19 protein-coding genes are annotated in these 21332 nt (G+C 67.5%); 12 read left to right on the top strand and 7 right to left on the bottom strand.

What is annotated here, in order from left to right; translation table 11 throughout:
• Nucleotides 1–84: 84 nt before the first annotated feature.
• Complete coding sequence (locus tag QT382_RS10415) at nucleotides 85–1062, bottom strand: hypothetical protein (RefSeq protein ID WP_289253965.1); 978 nt, start codon at nucleotides 1060–1062, stop codon at nucleotides 85–87.
• A gap of 267 nt (nucleotides 1063–1329) precedes the next feature.
• Here QT382_RS10415 and QT382_RS10410 point away from each other — a divergent pair, with 267 nt between their 5' ends.
• The 8 genes from QT382_RS10410 (at nucleotide 1330) to QT382_RS10375 (ending at nucleotide 7871) form a co-directional block, all read left to right on the top strand.
• The gene (locus tag QT382_RS10410; RefSeq protein WP_289253964.1) at nucleotides 1330–1794 is read left to right on the top strand and encodes an Lrp/AsnC family transcriptional regulator; all 465 of its coding nucleotides are present in this window, start codon (nucleotides 1330–1332) and stop codon (nucleotides 1792–1794) included.
• Between the two features lie 229 nt (nucleotides 1795–2023).
• Nucleotides 2024–2530, top strand: a complete 507-nt coding sequence (locus QT382_RS10405; protein WP_289253963.1) for a hypothetical protein — start codon at nucleotides 2024–2026, stop codon at nucleotides 2528–2530.
• A gap of 60 nt (nucleotides 2531–2590) precedes the next feature.
• A complete protein-coding gene (locus QT382_RS10400) occupies nucleotides 2591–3691 on the top strand; it encodes a cytochrome c oxidase subunit II (RefSeq protein ID WP_289253962.1) in 1101 nt (366 codons plus the stop codon).
• A 55-nt stretch (nucleotides 3692–3746) separates the two neighbouring features.
• Nucleotides 3747–5522, top strand: coding sequence for a cytochrome c oxidase subunit I (locus QT382_RS10395; protein ID WP_289253961.1), 1776 nt, complete (start codon nucleotides 3747–3749; stop codon nucleotides 5520–5522).
• Entirely contained in the window at nucleotides 5519–6106 is a 588-nt protein-coding gene (locus tag QT382_RS10390) for a cytochrome c oxidase subunit 3 family protein (protein ID WP_289253960.1), read from the top strand. The genes QT382_RS10395 and QT382_RS10390 overlap by 4 nt, the downstream gene beginning before the upstream one ends.
• Nucleotides 6107–6137: 31 nt before the next feature.
• Nucleotides 6138–6818, top strand: a complete 681-nt coding sequence (locus QT382_RS10385) for a heme-copper oxidase subunit III family protein (RefSeq protein ID WP_289253959.1) — start codon at nucleotides 6138–6140, stop codon at nucleotides 6816–6818.
• 12 nt (nucleotides 6819–6830) lie between these two features.
• A complete protein-coding gene (locus QT382_RS10380; RefSeq protein ID WP_289253958.1) occupies nucleotides 6831–7148 on the top strand; it encodes a cytochrome C oxidase subunit IV family protein in 318 nt (105 codons plus the stop codon).
• Nucleotides 7149–7178: 30 nt separating this feature from the next.
• Nucleotides 7179–7871 (top strand): CBS domain-containing protein, encoded by a 693-nt coding sequence (locus QT382_RS10375; RefSeq protein ID WP_289253957.1) that lies wholly within the window; start codon nucleotides 7179–7181, stop codon nucleotides 7869–7871.
• Here the strand turns inward: QT382_RS10375 and QT382_RS10370 are convergent.
• Nucleotides 7868–9469, bottom strand: coding sequence for an EAL domain-containing protein (locus tag QT382_RS10370; protein WP_289253956.1), 1602 nt, complete (start codon nucleotides 9467–9469; stop codon nucleotides 7868–7870). The two genes, QT382_RS10375 and QT382_RS10370, sit on opposite strands and share 4 nt — an antisense overlap.
• A gap of 172 nt (nucleotides 9470–9641) precedes the next feature.
• Here QT382_RS10370 and QT382_RS10365 point away from each other — a divergent pair, with 172 nt between their 5' ends.
• Together QT382_RS10365 and infA are read left to right on the top strand one after the other, a co-directional pair.
• Nucleotides 9642–10229, top strand: coding sequence for a hypothetical protein (locus QT382_RS10365; RefSeq protein ID WP_289253955.1), 588 nt, complete (start codon nucleotides 9642–9644; stop codon nucleotides 10227–10229).
• A 124-nt stretch (nucleotides 10230–10353) separates the two neighbouring features.
• Nucleotides 10354–10593, top strand: a complete 240-nt coding sequence (gene infA / locus QT382_RS10360; protein WP_289253954.1) for a translation initiation factor IF-1 — start codon at nucleotides 10354–10356, stop codon at nucleotides 10591–10593.
• Between the two features lie 4 nt (nucleotides 10594–10597).
• On the opposite strand, the gene QT382_RS10355 is transcribed toward infA, so the two are convergent.
• Nucleotides 10598–11419, bottom strand: a complete 822-nt coding sequence (locus QT382_RS10355) for a M90 family metallopeptidase (protein ID WP_289253953.1) — start codon at nucleotides 11417–11419, stop codon at nucleotides 10598–10600.
• Between the two features lie 131 nt (nucleotides 11420–11550).
• Here QT382_RS10355 and QT382_RS10350 point away from each other — a divergent pair, with 131 nt between their 5' ends.
• Nucleotides 11551–12714, top strand: coding sequence for a YbfB/YjiJ family MFS transporter (locus QT382_RS10350; RefSeq protein WP_289253952.1), 1164 nt, complete (start codon nucleotides 11551–11553; stop codon nucleotides 12712–12714).
• Here the strand turns inward: QT382_RS10350 and QT382_RS10345 are convergent.
• From QT382_RS10345 to QT382_RS10335, 3 genes are read right to left on the bottom strand one after another with little or no spacing between them, the layout of a single operon-like run.
• A complete protein-coding gene (locus QT382_RS10345) occupies nucleotides 12701–14857 on the bottom strand; it encodes a 3-hydroxyacyl-CoA dehydrogenase NAD-binding domain-containing protein (protein ID WP_289253951.1) in 2157 nt (718 codons plus the stop codon). The genes QT382_RS10350 and QT382_RS10345 overlap by 14 nt on opposite strands.
• 2 nt (nucleotides 14858–14859) lie before the next feature.
• Nucleotides 14860–16065, bottom strand: coding sequence for an acetyl-CoA C-acetyltransferase (locus QT382_RS10340; protein WP_289253950.1), 1206 nt, complete (start codon nucleotides 16063–16065; stop codon nucleotides 14860–14862).
• A 19-nt stretch (nucleotides 16066–16084) separates the two neighbouring features.
• Complete coding sequence (locus QT382_RS10335; RefSeq protein WP_289253949.1) at nucleotides 16085–17260, bottom strand: acyl-CoA dehydrogenase family protein; 1176 nt, start codon at nucleotides 17258–17260, stop codon at nucleotides 16085–16087.
• Between the two features lie 122 nt (nucleotides 17261–17382).
• Here QT382_RS10335 and QT382_RS10330 point away from each other — a divergent pair, with 122 nt between their 5' ends.
• Nucleotides 17383–20340 (top strand): PAS domain-containing hybrid sensor histidine kinase/response regulator family protein, encoded by a 2958-nt coding sequence (locus QT382_RS10330; protein WP_289253948.1) that lies wholly within the window; start codon nucleotides 17383–17385, stop codon nucleotides 20338–20340.
• A 6-nt stretch (nucleotides 20341–20346) separates the two neighbouring features.
• Here the strand turns inward: QT382_RS10330 and ylqF are convergent, their stop codons facing one another.
• Nucleotides 20347–21324 (bottom strand): ribosome biogenesis GTPase YlqF, encoded by a 978-nt coding sequence (gene ylqF, locus QT382_RS10325; RefSeq protein WP_289253947.1) that lies wholly within the window; start codon nucleotides 21322–21324, stop codon nucleotides 20347–20349.
• Nucleotides 21325–21332: the final 8 nt, after the last annotated feature.

Below are 21332 nucleotides of genomic sequence, written 5' to 3'. Positions count from 1 at the left end.
GAGAGGATTGTTCTTCTATCTATTTGATTTGTAGATGATCATCCTCGTTCATGCCACCCGGCCTCCGTTGGGCCGTCCGTCCGCTCAGCCGGCCGAGCCCTGCAGCGCTTTGTTGCGTTCCAAGATCTTGGCCAGAAGACGGCGTGCCTCGGCCTCGACCGCAGGCGGATATTGCTTGACCGCATCTTTGCTCACCGGTTTGGCCCCGGCCGCCTCGGCCAGCAACGACTGTTCCATTTCTTGTCGGGATTGACCCATTTCCAGCATCCATTTGGCCCGCTGGCTGACATGTGGACCTTCCCGTGCTGCCATTTCCAGGGCGGCGCGGAACGCGGCCTTTTCGTCTGGCTCCAAGCCCAGCGGCGCGATAGCGTTGTCGGCAGCCATGATCCCGAGCGAGGTGATCGAACCATTTCGCGCGTCCCGCAATACACGCTCGGCCATCTGTGTTGTCTTGCTACCTCGTAGATAGGCCGAGGCAGCAGCGTCAAAGACATGCTTGGCTGCAGCCAGTGCGTACATGGCCAACTCGGCTTTGTTGAAATCGATGCCCGAAGCTGCGCATTCATTGCTGAAGCTTTGCATCGTGAGCGTTTGCCGTGCCATGGCGGACTGCAGCTGGGAATCCGCAATCCTTCCCAGATTGTTTCGCGTGTACTCGAGTTCCCGATCTACCGAGGCGCAACGTCCAAGGATTCCTGCAAGCTCGTAGGCCAGTCGCCCGTCCGATGTGCGGGTCGCCAGTTCCAGCGTGGCCGCCAGCCCCAGCGGGTAATCGATGGTGTAGGGCTCTCCCTTGCTTGATCGCTTGCCATTGCTGCTTTTCGGTGCGTTGCTCGCCCGTGAATCGACTTGCGGGGTCCCGGCCGACTTGTCCTGCGCCCCGCGCGCAGCCGCCAAAGCGTCTGGGCTTGAACTGCCGATCAGTGGCATGCCGCCATTCGTCTGCATCGAGCGAGTGCCTGGGTGCAAATCCAGGGGCGGGCTGAGGTAGCTCAAGACCGTCGCCGTAAGGGTGCCGAATAGCGCAGCTACCAGCAGCAATGACTTCCAATGTTTCATTCATCCTCCACGGCAGCCAGCTAGCAGCCAAACGCCGTTCACGGCTCGCGCATGGAGGCCCGCAATGGGCTGCCTTGCCCCCAACGCTGCTACGTTGATCAACTCGCAAGCGCCTACCTGGCTGACGGGCTTGGCGTGCAAAACCAATCAAAACAATCTTATCAGTCGTTTTGTGCGGGCGGAACAGCCAGTGGATGCGGGCATCACTTCTCTTTGGTCACCAGGAGGTCGGGGAGAATATTCATCTCTAAATCAACGGATTTCGAGATGAGCAACCTCGATCGTGCCGCCCGGCAACTGCTGGAGGCGCTGCAGCAGGACTGCCGCCAGAGCACCCAGGCCCTGGCCGAACAGGTGGGCCTGTCGGCCACGCCGGTGTGGCGGCGCATCAAGGAACTGGAGGAGGGCGGCGTGATACGCCGCTATGTCGCGCTGGCGGATCGCGAGAAGCTGGGCCTGTCGATCTGCGTGCTGGCCAATGTGAGCCTGGTGCGGCACGGCGAGGGCGCGACCGAGGCCTTCGAGGCCATGGTGCGGGCCAGTGCCGAGATCATCGAATGCCAGGCCATCACCGGCGAGGCCGACTACGTGATCAAGGTGGTCGCTCCCGACATGAAGGCCTACGACCAGTTCCTGCAATCCAAGGTGTTCAAGGTGGCCGGCGTGGCCAGCGTGCGCAGCAATGTGGTGCTGCGCGAACTCAAGTACGAGACGGCGCTGCCGGTGCCCTGACGCCCGGAAGATGCTCGGGGTCAGGTTTTGCCCTAGGGTCCGCCCGGAGTTCCCTGGGGCCTGTGTTGCAAGTGCTGGCAAGCCCGCTTGCGGCCCCCAGGGGCCGGGCGTATAAGGCCGACAAGCCCTGGGCCAGGAGCTGCCAGCAGAGACAAAGCAGACTCCACGAGGCCCATCGCAATTCGTCAGTTTCCCTGTTCGTTCGACCACTCCATAGAGGGAGGTGTTCATGGAACTCGAAATGCATCCCCACCAGTGGGAGCGCCGCATGCCGGACTGGCCTGCGGCGGTTGTGTCTGGCCTGGTGGCCGGCGCGGTGATGATGGTGCTGGACCTGGTCTGGTCCGCCATCATGTCCAGCGGCGACACCTGGCGCAGCTCCCACCTGGTGGCGGCCATCGTCCTGGGCCCCAGCGCCCTGCAGGACAGCGCGTTCAGCATAGGCATCGTGGCCGTGGCCCTGATCACCCACTACCTGCTCGGCATCGTGTTCGCCCTGTGCCTGGCCTTCATCGTCGCCGGCTTCCATTACGAGTCCAGCGTCTCGATGATCGAGTCCATAGGCATCGTGTTCGGTGGCGGGGTCTACGTGATCAGCATGTACGGCTGGACCAATGTCTTCCCATGGATCGCCGAGCTGCGCGGCTGGGGAAGCTTGATCGGCCACATGGTGTTCGGCATGACGGCGGCGCTGACCTACTGGAAGCTGGTCCAGCGCGGCAGGGTCGGCGACTGAGCTTGGAAGTGAACGCGACGGCGCCCTGGGCGCCGTCGCTGTCTTCGAAGGAGACTTTCCATGCTGATGGTGATCGTGCTGATCGTGATGGTGATCGGCTCGCTGATCTTCCACTTCATCGCCCCCTGGCATGCGCTGCCGCTGGCCTCGAACTGGAAGAACATGGACGACACGCTGACCATCACCTTCGTGGTGACGGGCGTGTTCTTCGTCGTGCTGAACGGCTTCCTGGCCTACACGCTGCTGAAGTACCGGCGCGGCGCCGGCCACCAGAAGGGCGCGGCCTACCAGCCGGTGGACCACAAGATGGAGCGCTGGCTGACCATAGTCACCGCGGTCGGCATCGCGGCGCTGCTGGCGCCGGGGCTGTCGGTCTACGCCGACTTCGTGCGGCCGCCAACGGGTGCCATGGAAGTCGAGGTGCTGGGCAACCAGTGGCAGTGGCGCTATCGCCTGCCGGGCGCCGACCACAAGATGGGCCGCAGCGACGCGCGCTTCATCTCGCCGACCAATCCCTTCGGCCTGGATCCCGACGATCCGGCCGGCAATGACGACGGCATCATCGAAGGCAATGAGCTGCGCCTGCCGCAGGGCCGGCCCATCAAGATGCTGCTGCGCTCCATCGACGTGCTGCACGACTACTACGTGCCGCAGTTCCGGGCCCGCATGAACATGGTGCCGGGTCAGGTCAGCAGCTTCTGGTTCACGCCCACGGCACCCGGCCGCTACGAGGCCATGTGCGCCCAGCTCTGCGGCGTGGGCCACGCGGCCATGCGCGGTGCCGTGGTCGTGATGCCGGCCGAGGCCTTCGACAGCTGGGCCCGTACCCTGCCGACGCGCACCACGCCGGCCCAGGCCGACATGTCCGGCCCGGTCGCCATCGGCCAGGCCCTGGCCAAGAACAAGGGCTGCGTGGCCTGCCATTCGATAGACGGTGCGGCGGGCGTGGGCCCCAGCTGGAAGGGCCTGTTCGGCAAGACCGAGAGCTTCGTCGACGGCAGCCAGGCCAAGGTCGACCAGGCCTTCCTGGTCAAGGAGATCAGCGAGCCGACCGCCCGTGTGGTCAAGGGCTTTGCGCCGGTGATGCCCAAGAGCGAGCTGAGCGAGGCCGAGGTGGCGGCGCTGGCCGCCTACATCGAGTCGCTGGGCAAGCAGCCCTGAGCCCGCCCTGAGCCCGGATAGATAGCGGAAGAGACAAGCACAGGAGACGCCCGCCATGTCGCATGACGCGCACGACGACCACGGTCACCACGAGCCGCAGAGCTTCTGGACCAAGTACGTCTGGAGCCAGGACCACAAGGTGATCGCGCTGCAGTACGGCGGCGTGGCCGTGTTCGTGGGCCTGATAGGCCTGCTGCTGTCCGACCTGATGCGGCTGCAGATCGGCTTCCCGGGCATGTTCGAGTTCATCAACCCGGAGCGCTACTACCAGTTCGTCACCATGCACGGGATGATCATGGTGGTGTACCTGCTGACCGCGCTGTTCCTGGGCGGCTTCGGCAACTACCTGATCCCGTTGATGGTCGGGGCGCGGGACATGGTGTTCCCCTACCTGAACATGCTCAGCTTCTGGGCCTATCTGCTGTCGGTCATCGTGCTGCTGGCCAGCTTCTTCGTGCCGGGCGGGCCCACCGGGGCGGGCTGGACGCTTTATCCGCCGCAGGCCATCCTGCCCGGGACACCGGGGCATGACTGGGGCATCGTGCTGATGCTGATTTCGCTGGCCATCTTCATCGTGGCGGCCACCATGGGCGGCCTCAACTACGTCACCACGGTGCTGCAAGCGCGCTGCGAGGGCATGACCCTGCTGCGCATGCCGCTGTCGGTCTGGGGCATCTTCATCGCCACGGTGCTGGCGCTGCTGGCCTTCCCGGCGCTGTTCGTGTCGGCCGTGATGATGTTGCTGGACAAGCTGGTCGGCACCAGCTTCTTCATGCCGGCCGTGGTGAGCCTGGGCCAGACCCTGTCCTACAAGGGCGGCTCGCCGCTGCTGTTCCAGCATCTGTTCTGGTTCTTCGGCCATCCCGAGGTCTACATCGTGGCCCTGCCGGCCTTCGGCCTGGTGTCGGACCTGATCGCGGTCCATGCCCGCAAGTGCATCTTCGGCTACCGCCAGATGGTCTGGGCCATCGTGGCCATCGGCCTGCTGAGCTTCGTCGTGTGGGCCCACCACATGTTCGTCAGCGGCATGAATCCGTACTTCGGTTTCTTCTTCGCGACCAGCACCCTGATCATCGCCATCCCCACGGCCATCAAGGTCTACAACTGGCTGCTGACGCTGTGGCGCGGCGAGATACACCTGACGGTGCCCATGCTGTTCGCGCTGGCCTTCATCTCGACCTTCATCATCGGTGGCCTGACCGGCCTGTTCCTGGGCAATGTCTCGGTGGACATCCCGCTGTCCGGCACCTACTTCGTGGTGGCCCATTTCCACATGGTCATGGGCGTGGCGCCGCTCTTGGTGGTGTTCGGCGCGATCTACCACTGGTACCCCAAGATCAGCGGCCGCATGCTGGACGACCGCCTGGGACTGTTCCATTTCTGGGTGACCTTCATTGGCACCTACCTGATCTATTTCCCCATGCACTACCTCGGCCTGCTGGGCATGCCGCGGCGCTACTACAACTTCGACGACTACGCCTTCATCCCGACCTCGGCCCACCAGCTCAATGCCTTCATCAGCGTGGTGGCCCTGATCGTCGGCGTGGTGCAGCTGGTGTTCGTCTGGAACCTGATCTGGAGCGCCTTCAAGGGCCGCAAGGCCGATCCCAACCCCTGGGGTGCGGCCTCGCTGGAATGGTCCACGCCCGACACGCCGCCCACACACGGAAACTGGGGCCCGCATCTGCCGGTCGTGCACCGCTGGGCCTATGCCTACAGCGTGCCGGGCGCGGCGCAGGACTTCATCCCGCAGACCGCGCCGCTGTCGGCCGGTGGCGTGGAGCCCGATGAGCATGGCAATTCGCCACAGGCCAACGGAGCGGCAGCATGAGCAGCAGCGTCGCGATGAATCTGCCGCTGCAGCAACGCCAGCGCCTGGCCCCAGGCGCTGCGGCCAGCATCGCCCTCTGGTTCTTCATGGCCGTGGCGACCTCGCTGTTCTCGCTGTTCCTGGTCGCCTATGTGATGCGGCTGGACGGGCTGGAAGGCTATCCGCTGGCGCTGCCCTGGCAGTTCTGGCTGTCCACCGGTCTGCTGGTCGCCGGCAGCGCGGCGCTGGAGCTGGCCTGGCGCCGCAACGATGCCGGCCTGCTGTCGGTGCTGGGCGGTGCGCTGGCGCTGGGCTTCGTGCTCAGCCAGCTGTGGGGTTGGCAAGTGCTGTCGGGCCGCCTGGTGCTGCCGGTGGGCAATCCGGCGGGCAGCTTCCTGTACCTGCTGACCGCGATGCATGGCCTGCACGTGGTCGGCGGCCTGGGTGGCTGGTGGGTGGCGCGGCGTGCCGGCGGCGAAGCGTGGCGGCTGCGCCTGCTGGCCCGCTACTGGCATTTCCTGCTTGGGGTCTGGCTCGTGCTGTTCGGCGTGCTGGGCTGGATGACACCCGAGCTGGTGCGTGTGATCTGCGGCGTGGCCCGCTAGCAATGGCTGTGAAAAGGGCAAGGAGGCAGGCATGACGAGTGCAAGCAACCTCTCCGGCGGCGCCCCAGGCTGGCGCGGCCTGGTGCAGGACTGGGCCAGCGACCGCGAGACCTTCAAGGTCTCGTGGGGCAAGGCAATGATGTGGATCTTCCTGCTCAGCGACACCTTCGTGTTCAGCTGCTTCCTGACCGGCTACATGACGGTGCGCAGCTCCACCACGGTGGCCTGGCCCAATCCCAGCCATGTGTTCTCGCTGCATGTGGGCGGGGTGGACGTGCCCCTGCTGCTGATCGCCATCATGACCTTCGTGCTGATCACCAGCAGCGGCACCATGGCGCTGGCGGTCAACTACGCCTACCGGCGCGACCGCTCCACCACCTTCAAGCTGATGCTGGCCACCGGCCTGCTGGGCGCCACCTTCGTCGGCATGCAGGCCTTCGAATGGACCAAGCTGATCCTGGACGAAGGTATTCGCCCCTGGGGCAACCCGGCGGGCGCGGCGCAGTTCGGCGCGGTGTTCTTCATGATCACCGGCTTCCACGGTCTGCATGTGTCCATAGGCGTGCTGTATCTGCTGATCGTCGCCTTCAAGGTCAGGCGCGGCGACTACGAGAAGCACGGCAACTACCAGATCGTCGAGATCGCCGGCCTGTACTGGCACTTCGTCGACCTGGTCTGGGTCTTCATCTTTGCCCTGTTCTACCTGTGGTGAGGAGGTGTAGCCATGTCATCCGCATCCGGTCAACAACATCCGCTGGGCCTTTACTTCAAGGTCTGGATCCTGCTGTTCGTGCTCAGCGCGGCCTCGTACATGGTGGACTACCTGCAGTTCCACGGCCTGCTGCGCTGGAGCCTGGTGCTGCTGTTCATGGCGGTCAAGGCGGGCCTGATCATCGCGGTCTTCATGCACATGGCCTGGGAGCGCATGGCGCTGATCTGCGCCATCCTGCTGCCGCCGCTGGTGCTGCTGGTGCTGATAGGCCTGATGTCTTCCGAAGCCCACTGGACCTGGGCCAGCCGTTTGTTGCATTTCGGCGGTTGAAGCCCAGGCAGCGCGGCGCAGAATGCCCGCATGTTCACCGTCTACGGCCTGAACGGCCGCGTCTACAGCGGCGCCCTCGAAGGGCTGCGTGATCTGGAGCCGGTACGCGCTGCAGGCCGCCTGCGCGCCACTTCAGCGCTGGTAGCTGGCGCCAGCCCGGACGCTCTGGCTGCAGTGCAGACGCAGGGACATCACGCCGGGCAGCAGCCTTCGCACGAGCCGCTGCCGCATGTGGTGGCCGCCGCGGCCTATGTTCAGGCGTCCAAGGCAGACCAGCCAGGCCGCCGCCTGCTGACAAGGGTGCGTGAGCTGATGACGCCCAAGGTGCTGGGCCTGCCGGCGACGCTGAGCCTGTCCGAAGCCTGGCAGCAATTGCTTGACGCCCACCTGGGCCAGGCGCCGGTGCTCGATGCCGAAGGCCGGCCTATCGGCCTGCTGGTGCGGGCCGAGCTGCCGCAGCTGTCACCTGCCCATACCGACCTGCAGGCCTGGAGCGAATGGCGCGAGCAGCTCAGGCAGCCGGTGACCACGGTGATGCTGGCTCCGCTGCCGGCGGTCAGTGCCGACACGCCTATCCGCGAGGTTTCGCAAGTGCTGCACGAGATGCGACTGCCGGGCCTGCCCGTGGTCGAGGACGAGACCGGCCGCGCCATAGGCTTCATCTCCCGCAGCGACCTGCTGCGCGCCATAGGCCACGAGCCGCCGCTGGACCTCTGGTCCTAGTCCGCGGCCGCGTTGCTGTTCTGCGCTGCCAGCCAGGCCAGGTACTCGGCGGCGGGTAAGGCGGGCGCGTAAAGCCAGCCCTGGGCCACGTCCACCTGCATGCCGCGCAGCCAGTCGGCCTGGCCCTGGGTTTCAACGCCTTCGGCGATCACCTTGAGCCCCAGCTCGCGCGCCGCGGTCACCAGCGAACGGATCAGGGCCTGGCCGCGTTCGCCGCCGCTGTTGATGAAGGAGCGGTCCAGCTTGATCGCGTCCAGCGGCAGCTTCGCCAGCTGGGCCAGCGATGAGAAGCCGGTGCCGAAGTCGTCCAGGAAGACCTTGCAGCCCAGCATGCGGCATTCATGCATGAAGCCCTCGGCCCGGTCCTCGTCGTCGACCACGCAGCTCTCGGTCAGTTCCACGTCGAGCAGGCCGTGGGCGATGCGCTGGCATTCCGCCAGCCAGCGCGGCAGTTCAGGGTCGGACAGCTGGCGGGCACTGATGTTGATGGCGATGCGCACCCGCAGGCCCTGGGCCAGCCATTGCTGGGCCTGCGCCGCGGCATTGACGATGACCCAGCGGCCCATGGCCACGATCTGGCCGTTGTTCTCGGCCCGGGCGATGAACAGGTCGGGTCGTATCAGGCCGCGCTTGGGATGGCGCCAGCGCAGCAGGGCCTCGACACTGGTGGTCACCTCGCCGGCCAGGGCCACCTTGGGCTGGTAGTGCAGCTCCAGCTGGTGAAGTTCCAACGCGCGGCGCAGGTGGTGGTCCAGCCAGAGCCGCTCGCGTGCTCTCAGCAGCAGGCGGGGCTCATAGACCGTCAAGTGGCTGCCGGGCGTTTCCAGCGCGCTATGCAGCGCGGTGGAGGCATTGCGCAGCAGCTCTTCCAGGCTGCCGCCATGGGCGGGGTAGCTGACCTCGCCGACGGCGATGGACGCGTTGACCTCGGTGTTGGGCAGCTGCAGCGGCAGCTTGAAGCGCGCCAGGATGGCGCGGCCCAGCTTCTGCAGCTCGCCCTTGTCGCGACTGTCGACGGCGATGCTGAACTCGTCGCCGCCTTCGCGCGCCAGCAACTGGCCGGGCTCCAGCAGCTCGCTCAGCGCATCGGCCGCGGCCAGCAGCACCTGGTCGGCGCCCTCGGGGCCGAAGTTGTCGCGCAGCAGGCTGAAGTCCACCAGCTTCAGCGCCAGCAGGCCAAAGCCCTCGCCGCGCGCGACCCGGCCGAGCAGATCCTCGCGCAGGGCGTGGCGGCTCAGGAGACCAGTGAGTTCGTCGTGATAGAGCAACTGGCGCAGCGCATCGCTCTGGGCCTCGGCCTTCTGCTGGGCCTGGCGCTCGGCACTGACATCCACGCCCGAGCAGAGCAGGTTGGGGCGGCCCTGGCTGTCCAGCAGCCGCTGAAAGCACCAGCGGGTGCGGTGGCCTTCGTAGACCAACTCGCCGCTCCAGTCGGCGACCTCGGTATCGCTCGCCAGCATCGCGGCCATGCGTTCCTGCATGGCCTCGGGTAGCAGGCTGGTGAGGTCGGGTCGGTCCAGCAATTCCCTGCCGAGCAGTTGCTCGGCCAGCTGGTTGCAATGCAGCAGCCGACTGTCCGGCCCGAGTACCACCAGCATGACGCTACCCAGCCGGCGTAGCACCTGTTCCGCGAGCGTCGCTTCTAGTCCCAACTGCAACTCCGAGCTCTGGGGCCGTGTTTGTCCCATGTTAAGCGCTGTACGAACCTTGCCCGTTGGACCTTACACTAGCCTGCAAGGGAGTTGTCCAGAAGTTTCGGGATACTCATTGATGAAATTCAGAGAAGTACTGATCTACAACGGCGAGCAGTTCAAGGTGCCGCAAGGCATCCAGCGCATAGACGCTCGCTCCACCCACGGTTGGCAACTGCGCTACGGCGGCACAAAGTTCTACTCGGACAGCAAGTTCGAAGGCGGTGCAGGCGGTGCGCTCAAGGCGGCCAACACCGAACTTGGCAAGCGCATCGCCAAGCTTCCAGCCCCCACCCGACTCAAGCCCGAACGCAACGCGAACAAGGGCAGCGAGCTGCCGGTCGGCATCTCGGGCCCCATCGTCCGCGAGCGCCGGCCGGGCGTGCGGGACTGCAGCTTCAGCGTGCTGCTACCGCGTTTCGGCGAGTCGCCGCGGCGTTCCAGCGTCTACATCGCCTCCGAGAGCACCTACACCATCGAGCGCTACCAGGCGGCGCTGGAGAAGGCGGTGGAGATGCGGCGCGTGGCCGAGGAGGCCTATCAGAAGGCCGCCACCAAGGCCAAGCGCCAGGAGAGCAAGGTCTGGCAGGCCGAGGCCGGCGAGCTGGCGATCAAGAAGCGCAGCGCCAAGCCGGCGGCGCGCAAGAGCACGGCTGCCCGAGCCTGAGTCCGGGCCGGCGGAGCCGGTCTGCTAGAATTGCGGCCATCACCGCTGCGACGCCTTTTCGCGTTGCAGCGGTTTTGTTTTGTCCCGCGTCTGGTTTGCAGGCGCATCCACGGAGAGCTGCCGCATGGCCAAGGAAGAACTGATCGAGATGCAGGGCAAGGTCGATGAGGTCCTGCCGGATACCCGTTTCCGCGTGACCCTGGACAACGGCCACCAGCTGGTGGCCTACAGCGCCGGCAAGATGAAGAAGAACCACATCCGCATCCTGGCGGGTGATCGTGTGTCGCTGGAGCTGTCGCCCTACGACCTGAGCAAGGGCCGCATCGTGTTCCGTCACCTGGAACGACGCCCGCAGCAGGCCTGATCCATCAGGACCAGGCAGCCGGGTCGAGGCGGTAGTAGCCGCCCAGCTCGGCATAGAGAGCCGGATGCAGGGCCTGGAGCTCGCCCGGCTGCTCGAAGAAGACCTCGCTGGCCACGGCAAAGAACTCGGCCGGGTCGGTCGCCCCATAGGGGTTCAACAAGCTTGGCAGGCCCTCGGCGCAGCGCCATTGCAGCGCCTGGTACTCGGCCTGCATCACCTCGCTCCAGCGCTGGTAGGCCGCGCGGTCGCGCAGCAGCGGCGCGCCGTTGGCATGGCCTTTCAGCTGGTCCAGCTGGTGGGCGAATTCATGGATCACCACGTTCTGGCCATCGGCCGGATCGGCCGCGCCCTGCACCACGTCCTGCCATGACAGCAGGACCTGGCCCTGTACCCAGGACTCGCCCGCCAGCGCCCGGCGCTGCTCCTGCAGCACGCCGCCCGGCGCATTGACCGGCCGGTCGACGACGAAGGCCGCCGGGTAGAGCAGGATCTGATTCAGTCGCGGATAGAAGCTGCGCGGTGCGCCCAGCAGCGGCAGGCAGGCCTGGGCTGCAATCGTCACCCGCATCTCGTCGGTCACCGTCAGGCCGTCGCAGCCGATGATGGGCTTCTCGGCCAGGAAGACCTGGATCAGGCCCTTGAGCCGCAGTTGCAGATCGGCGGGCAAGCTGGCCACCTGGGGCACGCGGCGGCGCAGGATGCGTCGCCAGGCCTGGGGGAAGGGCTGGGCCATCAGCCGCTGGCGTCGCCGGCGCCGCAGCAGCGGTGGCAGCAGCAAGGCGGCGATGGCGAGCAGGCCCAGGGTGAAGATGAAGAGCAGGGCCATGGCAGGGGCTGTGGAATCTTGGACTTTCACGCAGATGGGCGGGCGCATCTCGAATTCAAGGGCCCGCAAACCCTGGGGTTGTCGCCGAGCCGTCAGCGCCGGTTGGGCTTGCGCGGCTACGCTTGGCCCCCATGCAAACAGCAGCGCACGGCAACAAGCTCCAGGCCTGGCAGGTGATCAGCGGCGGCATTGCCGGCCTGGTGCTCAGCATCGGCCTGGCGCGCTTTTCCTACACGCCCATGCTGCCGCTGATGCAGGCGCAGGCCGGCCTGTCCGATGCGATGGCCGGTGCGCTGGCGGCGATCAACTACGCCGGCTACATGAGCGGCGCCCTGCTGGCGGCCTGGATAGACCAGCCGCGGCTGCGCCAGCAGCTCTACAGCCACGGCCTGTGGCTCTCCCTCGTTTCTTGTGTCTTGATGGCGCTCGCCACCAACGTGTGGCTCTGGGCCCTGGCTCGCTACCTCGGCGGCCTGTGCGGAGCCGCGGGCATGCTACTGGGATCGGGCCTGGTGCTGGGCTGGCTGATGCGGGCCGGCCGCCGGCCCGAGCTGGGCCTGCATTTCACCGGCCTGGGCCTGGGCATCGTGGTGTCGGCTTTGGGCGCCATGCTGATGGGCCTGATGAAACTGGACTGGGCCGGCCAATGGCAGGGCTATGCGCTGCTGGGCCTGGTCTTTCTGCTGCCTGCGTGGCGCTGGCGGCCACCGCCGCCGCCGCCAGCCGCTGCGGCCGAAGCGCAGGCGCCGGGCCGGCGCTGGATGGCGCTGATGATCGCCATGTATTTCTGCGCCGGCTGGGGTTTTGTGATCAATGCAACCTTCACGGTGGCCATCGTCGAACGCCAGCCGCTGCTGGCCGGGCAGGGGCCCTGGGCCTGGCTGCTGGTCGGCGTGGCGGCCACGCCGGCCGTGTTCCTGTGGGACCGCATCGCCCGCCGGCTCGGCGACATCCAGGCCCTGCTGCTGGCCTTCGTGCTGCAGACCGTGGGCGTGCTGCTACCGGCCCTCTCGGGCAGCCTGTTCGCCGCCCTGGCCGGTGCCTTGCTCTATGGCGCCACCTTCATAGGCATCGTCAGCCTGACCCTGGCCCTGGTCGGCCGCCGCTCGCCCGCCAATCCGGGCAAGGCGATGGCGCGGCTGACGCTCAGCTACGGCGTGGCCCAGATCAGCGCACCAGCGCTGTCCGGCGCGATGGTGCAGGCCAGCGGCGGCTTTGCCGGTGCCCTGTGGCTGACCGGGGCCGTGCTGCTGGTCGGCATGGGTCTGCTGCTGGCCCTGCTCAGCTCGGACTAGGTCCTTCGTCGAAGCGCTCGCCGGCCTCGGCCATTCGCACCAGCAGCGCAGCCGGCTCGAAGCGCTCGCCATGCCTGGCCGCCAGCTCGCGGCAGCGGGCCACGAACTGCGGCAGGCCCATGGCATTGATGAACTGCAGCGCGCCGCCCTGGAAGGGCGCAAAGCCCCAGCCGAGTATGGAACCGATGTTGGCATCGGCCACCGAGCGCAGCACACCTTCCTCCAGGCAGCGGGCCGCCTCGTTGGCCTGGACCAGCATCAGCCGCGCAACCAGCTCCTGCGGCTCGGGCTGCATCAGCTTGGTCGGCCATTGCGCCGTCAGGCCCTTCCACAGGCTGCGGCCGTCCTCGCTCCAGTCGTAGAAGCCCTGGCCGGCCTTCTTGCCGACGCGGCCCTGCTCGCAGAGCTTGCGCAGCACGGGCTCGGCCGGATGCTCGCGGTAGGCCTTGCCCTCGGCCGCGAGGTCGGCCCGGGTCTGGTCGACCACATGCAAGGCCAGGCTGAGGCTGACCTCGTCCTGAAGGGCCAACGGCGGCATGGGCATGCCGGCCTGCTGGCCGGCGGCCTCGATGGCGCGCGGATGCACGCCCTCGGCCAGCATGGCGATGCCTTCCATCACATAGGTCGCGAAGACGCGGCTGGTGTAGAAGCCGCGCGAGTCGTTGACCACGATGGGCGTCTTGCCGATCTGCTGCACGAAGTCGAAGGCCCGAGCCAGCGTGGCCTCACTGGTCTGGCGGCCGCAGATGATTTCGACCAGGGGCATCTTGTCCACCGGCGAGAAGAAATGCAGGCCTATGAAGTTGGCGGGCCGGCTGCTCGCCTCGGCCAGGCCGGTGATGGGCAGGGTCGAGGTGTTGGATGCGAACAGGGTGGTCTCCGCGAGTTGAGCCTCGGCTCGCTGCGTGACGCCGGCCTTCAGCGCCCGGTCCTCGAAGACCGCCTCAATCACCAGCTCGCAGCCGGCGAGCTGCGTGTAATCCTCGGTGGGACGGATGCGGGCCAGCTGCGCCTCGCGCTGCTCGGCCGTGCGACGGCCCTTCTTGACCGCCTTGTCGAGCAGGCCCTGCGAATACTGCTTGCCCTGCTCGGCCTTGTCCTGGCTCTGGTCCAGCAGCACCACCTCGATGCCGGCGCCCGCCGCCACATGGGCAATGGCCGCGCCCATCATGCCGGCGCCGAGGATGGCGATGCGGCCGACCTTGGACACCTCATGCCCCGCCGGCCGCGAGGCGCCTTTCTTGATCGCCCCGAGCTGGTACCAGAGCGTGGAGATCAGGTTGCGCGACTCGGGACTGATGACGCAGGCAGCGAAGAGGCGCGACTCGATTTCGAGCGCTCGGTCGATGTCGGTCAGGCCGCCCTCGAATACGCTGGACAGTATGTGCGTCAGGGCCGGGTAGTTGCCCCAGCTCTTGGTCGATGCCATCGAAGGCGCGACCGACATCAGCTGGGCCACGGCCGGCGAGCGTGAGTCGCCGCCGGGATAGCGGAACTTGGACGAGTCCCAGGGCTGGACCGGCTTCTTGCCGCGCTGCTGAACGATCCATGTGCGCGCCTTCTGCAAGGCCTCGGCGGTGTCGGCCGCCTTCTCGTTCACCAGGCCGGCGGCCAGGGCCTGCTCGGCCCGCACCTCCGTGCCTTCCATCATCCACTGCAAGGCCTGCTGCATGCCCACGAGGCGCGGCAGCCGCTGCGTGCCACCGCCACCGGGCAGCAGGCCCAGCTTGACCTCGGGCAGGCCGAGGCGGGCCTTGCCGTCGTCGATCACGATGCGCCAGTGGCAGCCCATCGCGATCTCCAGCCCGCCGCCCAGGCAGCGTCCGTTGAGCACGGCCACCACCGGCTTGCCGCAGCGCTCCAGCCGGCGGATGAAGGCCTTGAACCGCATCGACTCGTCGAAGGCCTGCTGGGCCGTCGTCAGCTGCCAGAGCCGGTCCACATCGGCGCCGGCCATGAAGTCGACCTTGCTTGATCGCAGCACCAGGGCGCTGACCGCCAGATCGGTCTCCAGCCGCTCGGCGAGCTGGGCCAGCGGTGTGGCCAGTTCGTCGTTGAGCACATTCATCGAATGGCCGGGCAGGTCCATGGTGGCAACCAGGGTGCCGTCCGCTTCCAGTTCGCAATGCAGTGCGGCACTCATGCTCAAACCCTCTCGATGATGGTGGCAATGCCCATGCCGCCGCCTACGCAGAGCGTGGCGCAGCCCAGGGCCAGGTGGCGGCGCTCCAGCTCTTCCAGCAGCGTGCCCAGCAAGATGCAGCCGGTGGCGCCGAGCGGATGACCCATGGCGATGGAGCCACCGTTGACGTTGACCTTGTCCAGCGAGACACCCAGGTCGCGCGCCGTCTTCATCGGCACGACGGCGAAGGCCTCGTTGATCTCCCACAGGTCTATGTCCGAAGCCCGCAGCCCGGCCTGGGTCAGGGCCTTGTGGCAGGCCGGCGTGGGGCCGGTCAGCATGATGGTGGGCTCGGAGCCGACCACAGCCGCGGCACGGATGCGAGCGCGGGGACGCAAGCCGGCCGCCTGGCCGCCGGCCTTGGAGCCGACCAGCATCAGGGCTGCGCCGTCGACGATGCCCGAGGAGTTGCCGGCATGGTGCACATGGGGAATGGCTTCAAGCGTCGTGTACTTGCGCAGCGCCGTGGCGTCGAAACCCATGGAGCCCATCATGGCGAACGAGGGCTCGAGCCTGGCCAGCGTGTCCACCGTCGTTGTCGGCCGGATGGTCTCATCCTGGTCCAGCAGGGTGAGGCCGGCGATGTCCTGCACCGGCACGATGGAGCGGGCGAAGTTGCCGGCCTCGCGGGCCGCGGCCGCGCGCTGGTGCGAGCGGGCGGCAAAGGCATCGAGCTCCTCGCGGCCGAAACCTTCCAGCGCGGCGATCAGGTCGGCGCTGATGCCCTGCGGGATGAAGCCGATCAGCTGGTTGATGCGCGGGTCCATGAACCAGGCGCCGCCATCGCTGCCCATGGGCCAGCGGCTCATGGACTCGACGCCGCCGGCCACCACCAGGCTTTCGAAGCCGCTGGCCACCTTGGCCGCCGCCAGGTTGATGGACTCCAGCCCCGAGGCGCAGAAGCGCGACTGGGTGACGCCGGCCACGCTCTCGTGCCAGCCGGCGTCGAGCACGGCGGTGCGGGCGATGTCGGAGCCCTGCTCGCCGACGGGCGTGACGCAGCCCAGCACCACGTCGTCCACCAGGCTGGTGTCCAGGTCCTGGCGCTGCTGCAGGGCCTTCAAGAGGCCGCGCAAGAGCCAGACCGGGCTGGCCTGGTGCAGGCGGCCGTCTTTCTTGCCCTTGCCGCGAGGCGTTCGCACATGGTCGTAGAGGTAGGCGTCGAACATTGGGTCTCTCCAGGCGGACTCACATGAAGCGTGAGGCCAGTTCCTTCATGATCTCGTTGGTGCCGCCGTAGATGCGGGCCACGCGGGCATCGGCATACAGCTCGGCGATGGGGTACTCCATCATGTAGCCGTAGCCGCCGAACAATTGCAAGCATTCGTCCATGACCTTGCAGGCCAGGTCGGTGGACCAGGCCTTGACCAGGGCGGCGCGGGCCGCATCCAGCTCGCCGTTCAGATGGGCCTGGATGGCGGCATCGACCGTGGCCCGGGCCGCCAGCACCTGGCTCTGCACCTCGGCCAGCTTGAAGCGGGTGTTCTGGAATTCCCAGACCGGCTTGCCGAAGGCCTGCCGCTCCTTGGTGTAGGCCACGGTATCGGCCAGCGCGCGCTCCATCGCGCCGATGGCGCTGACCGCGATGATCAACCGCTCCTGCGGCAGCTCCTGCATCAGCTGGAAAAAGCCCTGACCCTCGGCACCGCTGGCGCCGCCGAGCAGGTTGGCGGCGGGCACGCGCAGCTCGTCGAAGAACAGCTCCGAGGTGTCTTGCGCCTTCATGCCTATCTTGTCGAGGTTGCGGCCGCGGCGGAATCCTTCGCGCAGCGAGCCGTCTTCGTTCTCGACCTCGGCCACCACCAGCGAGATGCCGCGCGCGCCACCATCGCCGGTGCGGCAGACCACGATGATCAGGTTGGCGTTCTGGCCATTGGTGATGAAGGTCTTCTGGCCGCTGAGCAGGTAGTCGTCGCCGTCCCGCTTGGCCTGTGTACGCACGCTCTGCAGGTCGGAGCCGGTGCCCGGCTCGGTCATGGCGATGGCACCCACCAGCTCGCCGCGCGCCATCCGCGGCAGCCAGCGCTGCTTCTGTTCCTCGGTGCCGTGGTGCAGGATGTAGGGCCCGACGATGGCCGAATGCAGGCCGCCGCCCCAGCCGCTCAGGTTGGCGCGCGCCTGCTCCAGCAGGATCACGGCCTCGTGGCCGAAGTCGCCGCCACCGCCGCCGTAGGCTTCGGGCAGGGCGGCACACAGCAGGCCCAGCGAGCCGGCCTCCAGCCAGGTGTCGCGGCCCATCAGGCCGGCCTCGCGCCATTCGGCCGCGCGCGGCACCCAGCGTTCCTTGAAGAAGCGGGCGACCGAGTCCTGCAGCATGCGGTGCTCGTCGCTCATCCAGGCAGAGGGAAACAGGGGCAGACTCATGGCGGGCTTGGCACTTGACTAGGTGACAGCGATGCTAGGCCAGTGCGGCAGACGCGCAACGGCATTTGCGCTTATCGTTGCACGCAAGACGCCCACCGAATGGCGTTGTCAGGGAGTAGTGGATGACGGCTGACGAGCAGGCTGGCGTCGGTGTTTCCTTGCAGGCCTATGTCACGCGGCTGATCTGGCTGTGCATGGCGCCGCTTGTCTTGCTGGCCGGCTACCTGGCCATTGACCGGGTGCTGCAGGTCCGCTTCGAGACCGACCAGCGTGCCGCCCGCGCCTCGCGCGTGCTGATGGCCGATGTGGACCAAGACCTGCAGGCCCGCATCAACGGCCTGCTGATGCTGGCCCAGTCGCCGCTGCTGGACCGGCCCGACGCCCGGCCTGCCCTCTATGCCGAGGCCCTGGGTTTCCGCCAGGCCTTCGGTAGTCATGTGGTGGTGGCCGACCTCGAATCGCAGATGGTGGTGAACACCCGCCAGCCGCTGGGCGCCAAGCTGCCCAAGTTGCCGCGGCCTACCGGGCGCAGTGCGGCCAGGACGGCGCTGGAGACGGGGGCGCCCGGGGTCGGCGACCTGTTCATCGGCCCCGTGGCCCATGAGCCGCTGGTGGCTGTGGCGGTGCCTGTGCGCCGCCAGGAAGCCAATACGGGCGTGGTGCTGAGTACCTTCGAAGCCGCCCAGTTCCGGCGTGCACTCGACCAGCTGCAGCTGCCGGCGGGCTGGAATGTCCGGCTGCTCGATGGTCAAGGTGCGGTAATCGCACAGAGGTTGGGCAGCGAGGAATCCGCCGACGGAGGCCTGCGCCAGCGCCAGCCCAGCCGCCTGGCGGGCTGGAGCATGGTCATAGAGATTCCCACCTCGGTCTATCGAGCGCCGCTGCTGGCGGCCGCGCTGACCCTGGCCATTGCCCTGGTTGGGGCAACGCTGGCTGGCCTGCTGGGTGGCGTGCTGGCCAGCCGACGCCTCGGGCGTGCGGTGGCCCAGCTGTCGGGCCAGGCCGGGAGCGACGGCCGTCCGGTGGCCGCGATCCGCGAGTTCGTGCAGGCCCGGCAGCAGCTGCAACAGGCGGCCGCCGATCAGGCCGAGGCCGAGGCCGCCCTGCGCCACAGCAGCGAGCGGCTGCGCCAGCTGATGGACGATCTGCTGGAAGGCTGCCAACTGGTCGACAAGGACTACCGCTACCTCTACGTCAACGCGGCGGCCGTGCGGCAGAACCGCCAGAGCGCCGAGGCCTTGCTGGGCTGGCGCATGCAGGAGGCCTTCCCGGGCATCGAGCAGGCGCCGGTGTTCGCGATGCTGCGCGATTGCCTGGAGCATGGCCGGGGCTTCCGCGGCGAGGTCGAGTACCAGTTCCCGGACGGCGAGGTCGGCTGGTTCGAGCTGCAGCTGCGCAGCACCTCAGAAGGCATGTCCATCTTCAGCGTGGACATCACCGAGCGGCGCCGCGCCGAGCAGGAGATACGCGCCATCAACACGCAGCTGGAACGCCGCGTGGCCGAGCGCACGGCCGAGCTGGAGCAGGCCCGCGCCACGGCCGATGCCGCCAACCAGGCCAAGAGTGCCTTCGTGGCCAATATGAGCCACGAGATCCGCACGCCCATGAACGCCATCATCGGCCTCAATCACCTGCTGCGCCGCGATGCGCAGGACAGCATCGCCAAGAAGCGCTTGGACCAGGTCGGCGAGGCCGCCACCCATCTGCTGCAGATCCTCAACGACATCCTGGACCTGTCCAAGATCGAGGCCGACAAGCTGGTGCTGGAGCAGACCGACTTCTCGCTGCAGGCCCAGCTGGAACGCTGCCGTTCGCTGCTGGGGCCGCGGGCCCATGAGAAGAACCTGGCGCTGGAGCTGCAGGTGGACGAGGGCGTGCCCGACCTGCTGCGCGGCGACCCGACGCGGCTCAGCCAGACCCTCTTGAACTTGCTGAGCAACGCGATCAAGTTCACCGAGCACGGCGGGGTCCATCTGACGGTCAGCCTGGCGGATTCCGACGCCGACTCGGGCCAGCTGCTGCGCTTCTCGGTGCGAGACACCGGCATCGGCATGGCGCCGGAGACCCTGCAGCAGCTGTTCCAGGCCTTTGTCCAGGGCGATGCCTCCACGACGCGGCGCTTCGGCGGTACCGGCCTCGGCCTTGCGATCACGCAGAAGCTGGCGCGGCTGATGGGTGGCGATGTGGGTGTCAGCAGCGAGCTGGGCCGCGGCAGCGAGTTCTGGTTCAGCGCCCGGCTGCAACACGGCTCGGCCCCGCCGCCGCCACGGACCCGGGGCGACGATGCCGAGCGTCTGCTGCGTGAGCGCTGCGCCGGCGCGCGGGTGCTGCTGGTCGAGGACAACCCGGTCAACCAGCAGGTCGGCCTGGAACTCCTGCAGTCGGCCGGCCTGCGGGTCGAGGTGGCCGGCAACGGTGCCGAGGCGCTGGCCCGGCTGCAGTCGCCGCAGCGCTACGACCTGGTGCTGATGGACATGCAGATGCCGCGCATGGACGGCCTGGAGGCCACCCGGCGCATCCGCGCCTTGCCGGATTTCTCGACCCTGCCCATCCTGGCCATGACGGCCAACGCCTTCGGTGAAGACCAGGCGGCCTGCCTGGCGGCGGGCATGAACGACCATGTGTCCAAGCCGGTCGATCCGGCCGAGCTCTACGCGGCCCTGCTGCGCTGGCTGCCGGCCGCCGCCGCGGGTGCTCCGCTGCCGCAGGCCGAACCCGCACCGCAGCCCGGCGGCGAGGAGCAACTGACCTTGGATCCGGCCCTAGGCCTGCGCTACTGCGGCGGCCGCAAGGAGGCCTACCGGCGGGTGCTGGAACAGTTCGTCGAACGCTATTCGGAGAGTGCAGTCGCGCTGGAGCTGCTGCTCAACAAGCAGGACTGGGAAGGGCTGGCACGGCTGGCCCATTCGCTGCGCGGCGCGGCTTCGACCATTGGCGCGCAGCGGCTGTCGGCGCTGGTGCGGGACTTCGAATCGGCGCGCGAGAACCCCGAGCAGGGCTGGCCGGCGGCGCATGCGATGGCGAACGAGCTGCAGGCCTTGCTCGAGGCCGTGCGGGCCCTGCTCGGCAGCGGACTCTAGCGGCGGCTATTCGCCGTTCTTGAAGGCCTCGCGCGCCGCACGGTCCTCGGCCCGGCTGTCCTTGCCCTTGCGGGCGGACTTGCGCTCAGCCTGCTTGCGCTCGCGCTCGGCGTCCTGTGCCCGCGAGGCCTCGCACCAGGCTTCGAACTGCGCCGGCGTCTCCAGCGTGATGCGGCCCAAGACGCCCTGGCGGAATTCGTAGATCAGCACCTCGGCGGCCTTCTGCAGATTGACCCGGCCGCCCGGCAGCATGGCGCTGCGCTTGCGGCCTATGGCGGCCAGCAGGGCCTCGTCGTCCAGCTCGGCCGCCGGCTCGGCGATCTTGTAGCGCTGCTCGACCAGGGTTGGATATTCGGCGCGCAGGTAGTGCAGCAGTTCCAGCGCCACCTCTTCTTCGCTGAAGGCATTGCGGCCCACGGCGCCGCTGGCGGCCAGGTTGTAGCCGCTCTGCTCCACGCTGATCCGCGGCCACAGCATGCCGGGCGTGTCGAACAGGTAGACGTCCTTGTCCAGCACCAGCTTTTGCTCGACCTTGGTGATGCCGGGCTCATCGCCGGTCTTGGCCGACTTGCGGCCCACCAGGGTGTTGATCAGCGTGCTCTTGCCGACGTTGGGAATGCCGCAGATCAGCACGCGCAGCGGCTTGGCCATGCCGCCACGGTTGGGCGCCAGCACCCGGCATTCGTCGACCAGGGCCTTGGCCGGCGCGACCATGCTGGTGTCCAGCACGATGGCGCGGGTGTCGGGCTTGGCCCGGTAATGGGCCAGCCACTGGGCGTTGCGATCCGGGTCGGCCAGGTCCTGCTTGTTCAGCACCTTGAGGCTGGGCTTGCCCTCGGTCAGCTGGCCCAGCAACGGGTTGCTGCTGGAGCCTGGCAGGCGGGCGTCGAGCAGCTCGATCACCACATCGATGCCGCCCTTCATGCGTTCCTTGATCGCGTTCCGGGTGCTGTTCATGTGCCCCGGGAACCACTGGATGGCCATTGCTGCCT

The sequence above is a fragment of the Pelomonas sp. SE-A7 genome (genome assembly GCF_030345705.1).
In the GTDB taxonomy this organism is placed as follows: Bacteria; Pseudomonadota; Gammaproteobacteria; order Burkholderiales; family Burkholderiaceae_C; genus JAUASW01.
Note: the sequence above shows the minus strand (reverse complement) of the source record. Positions and strands in the feature narration are given on the sequence as shown.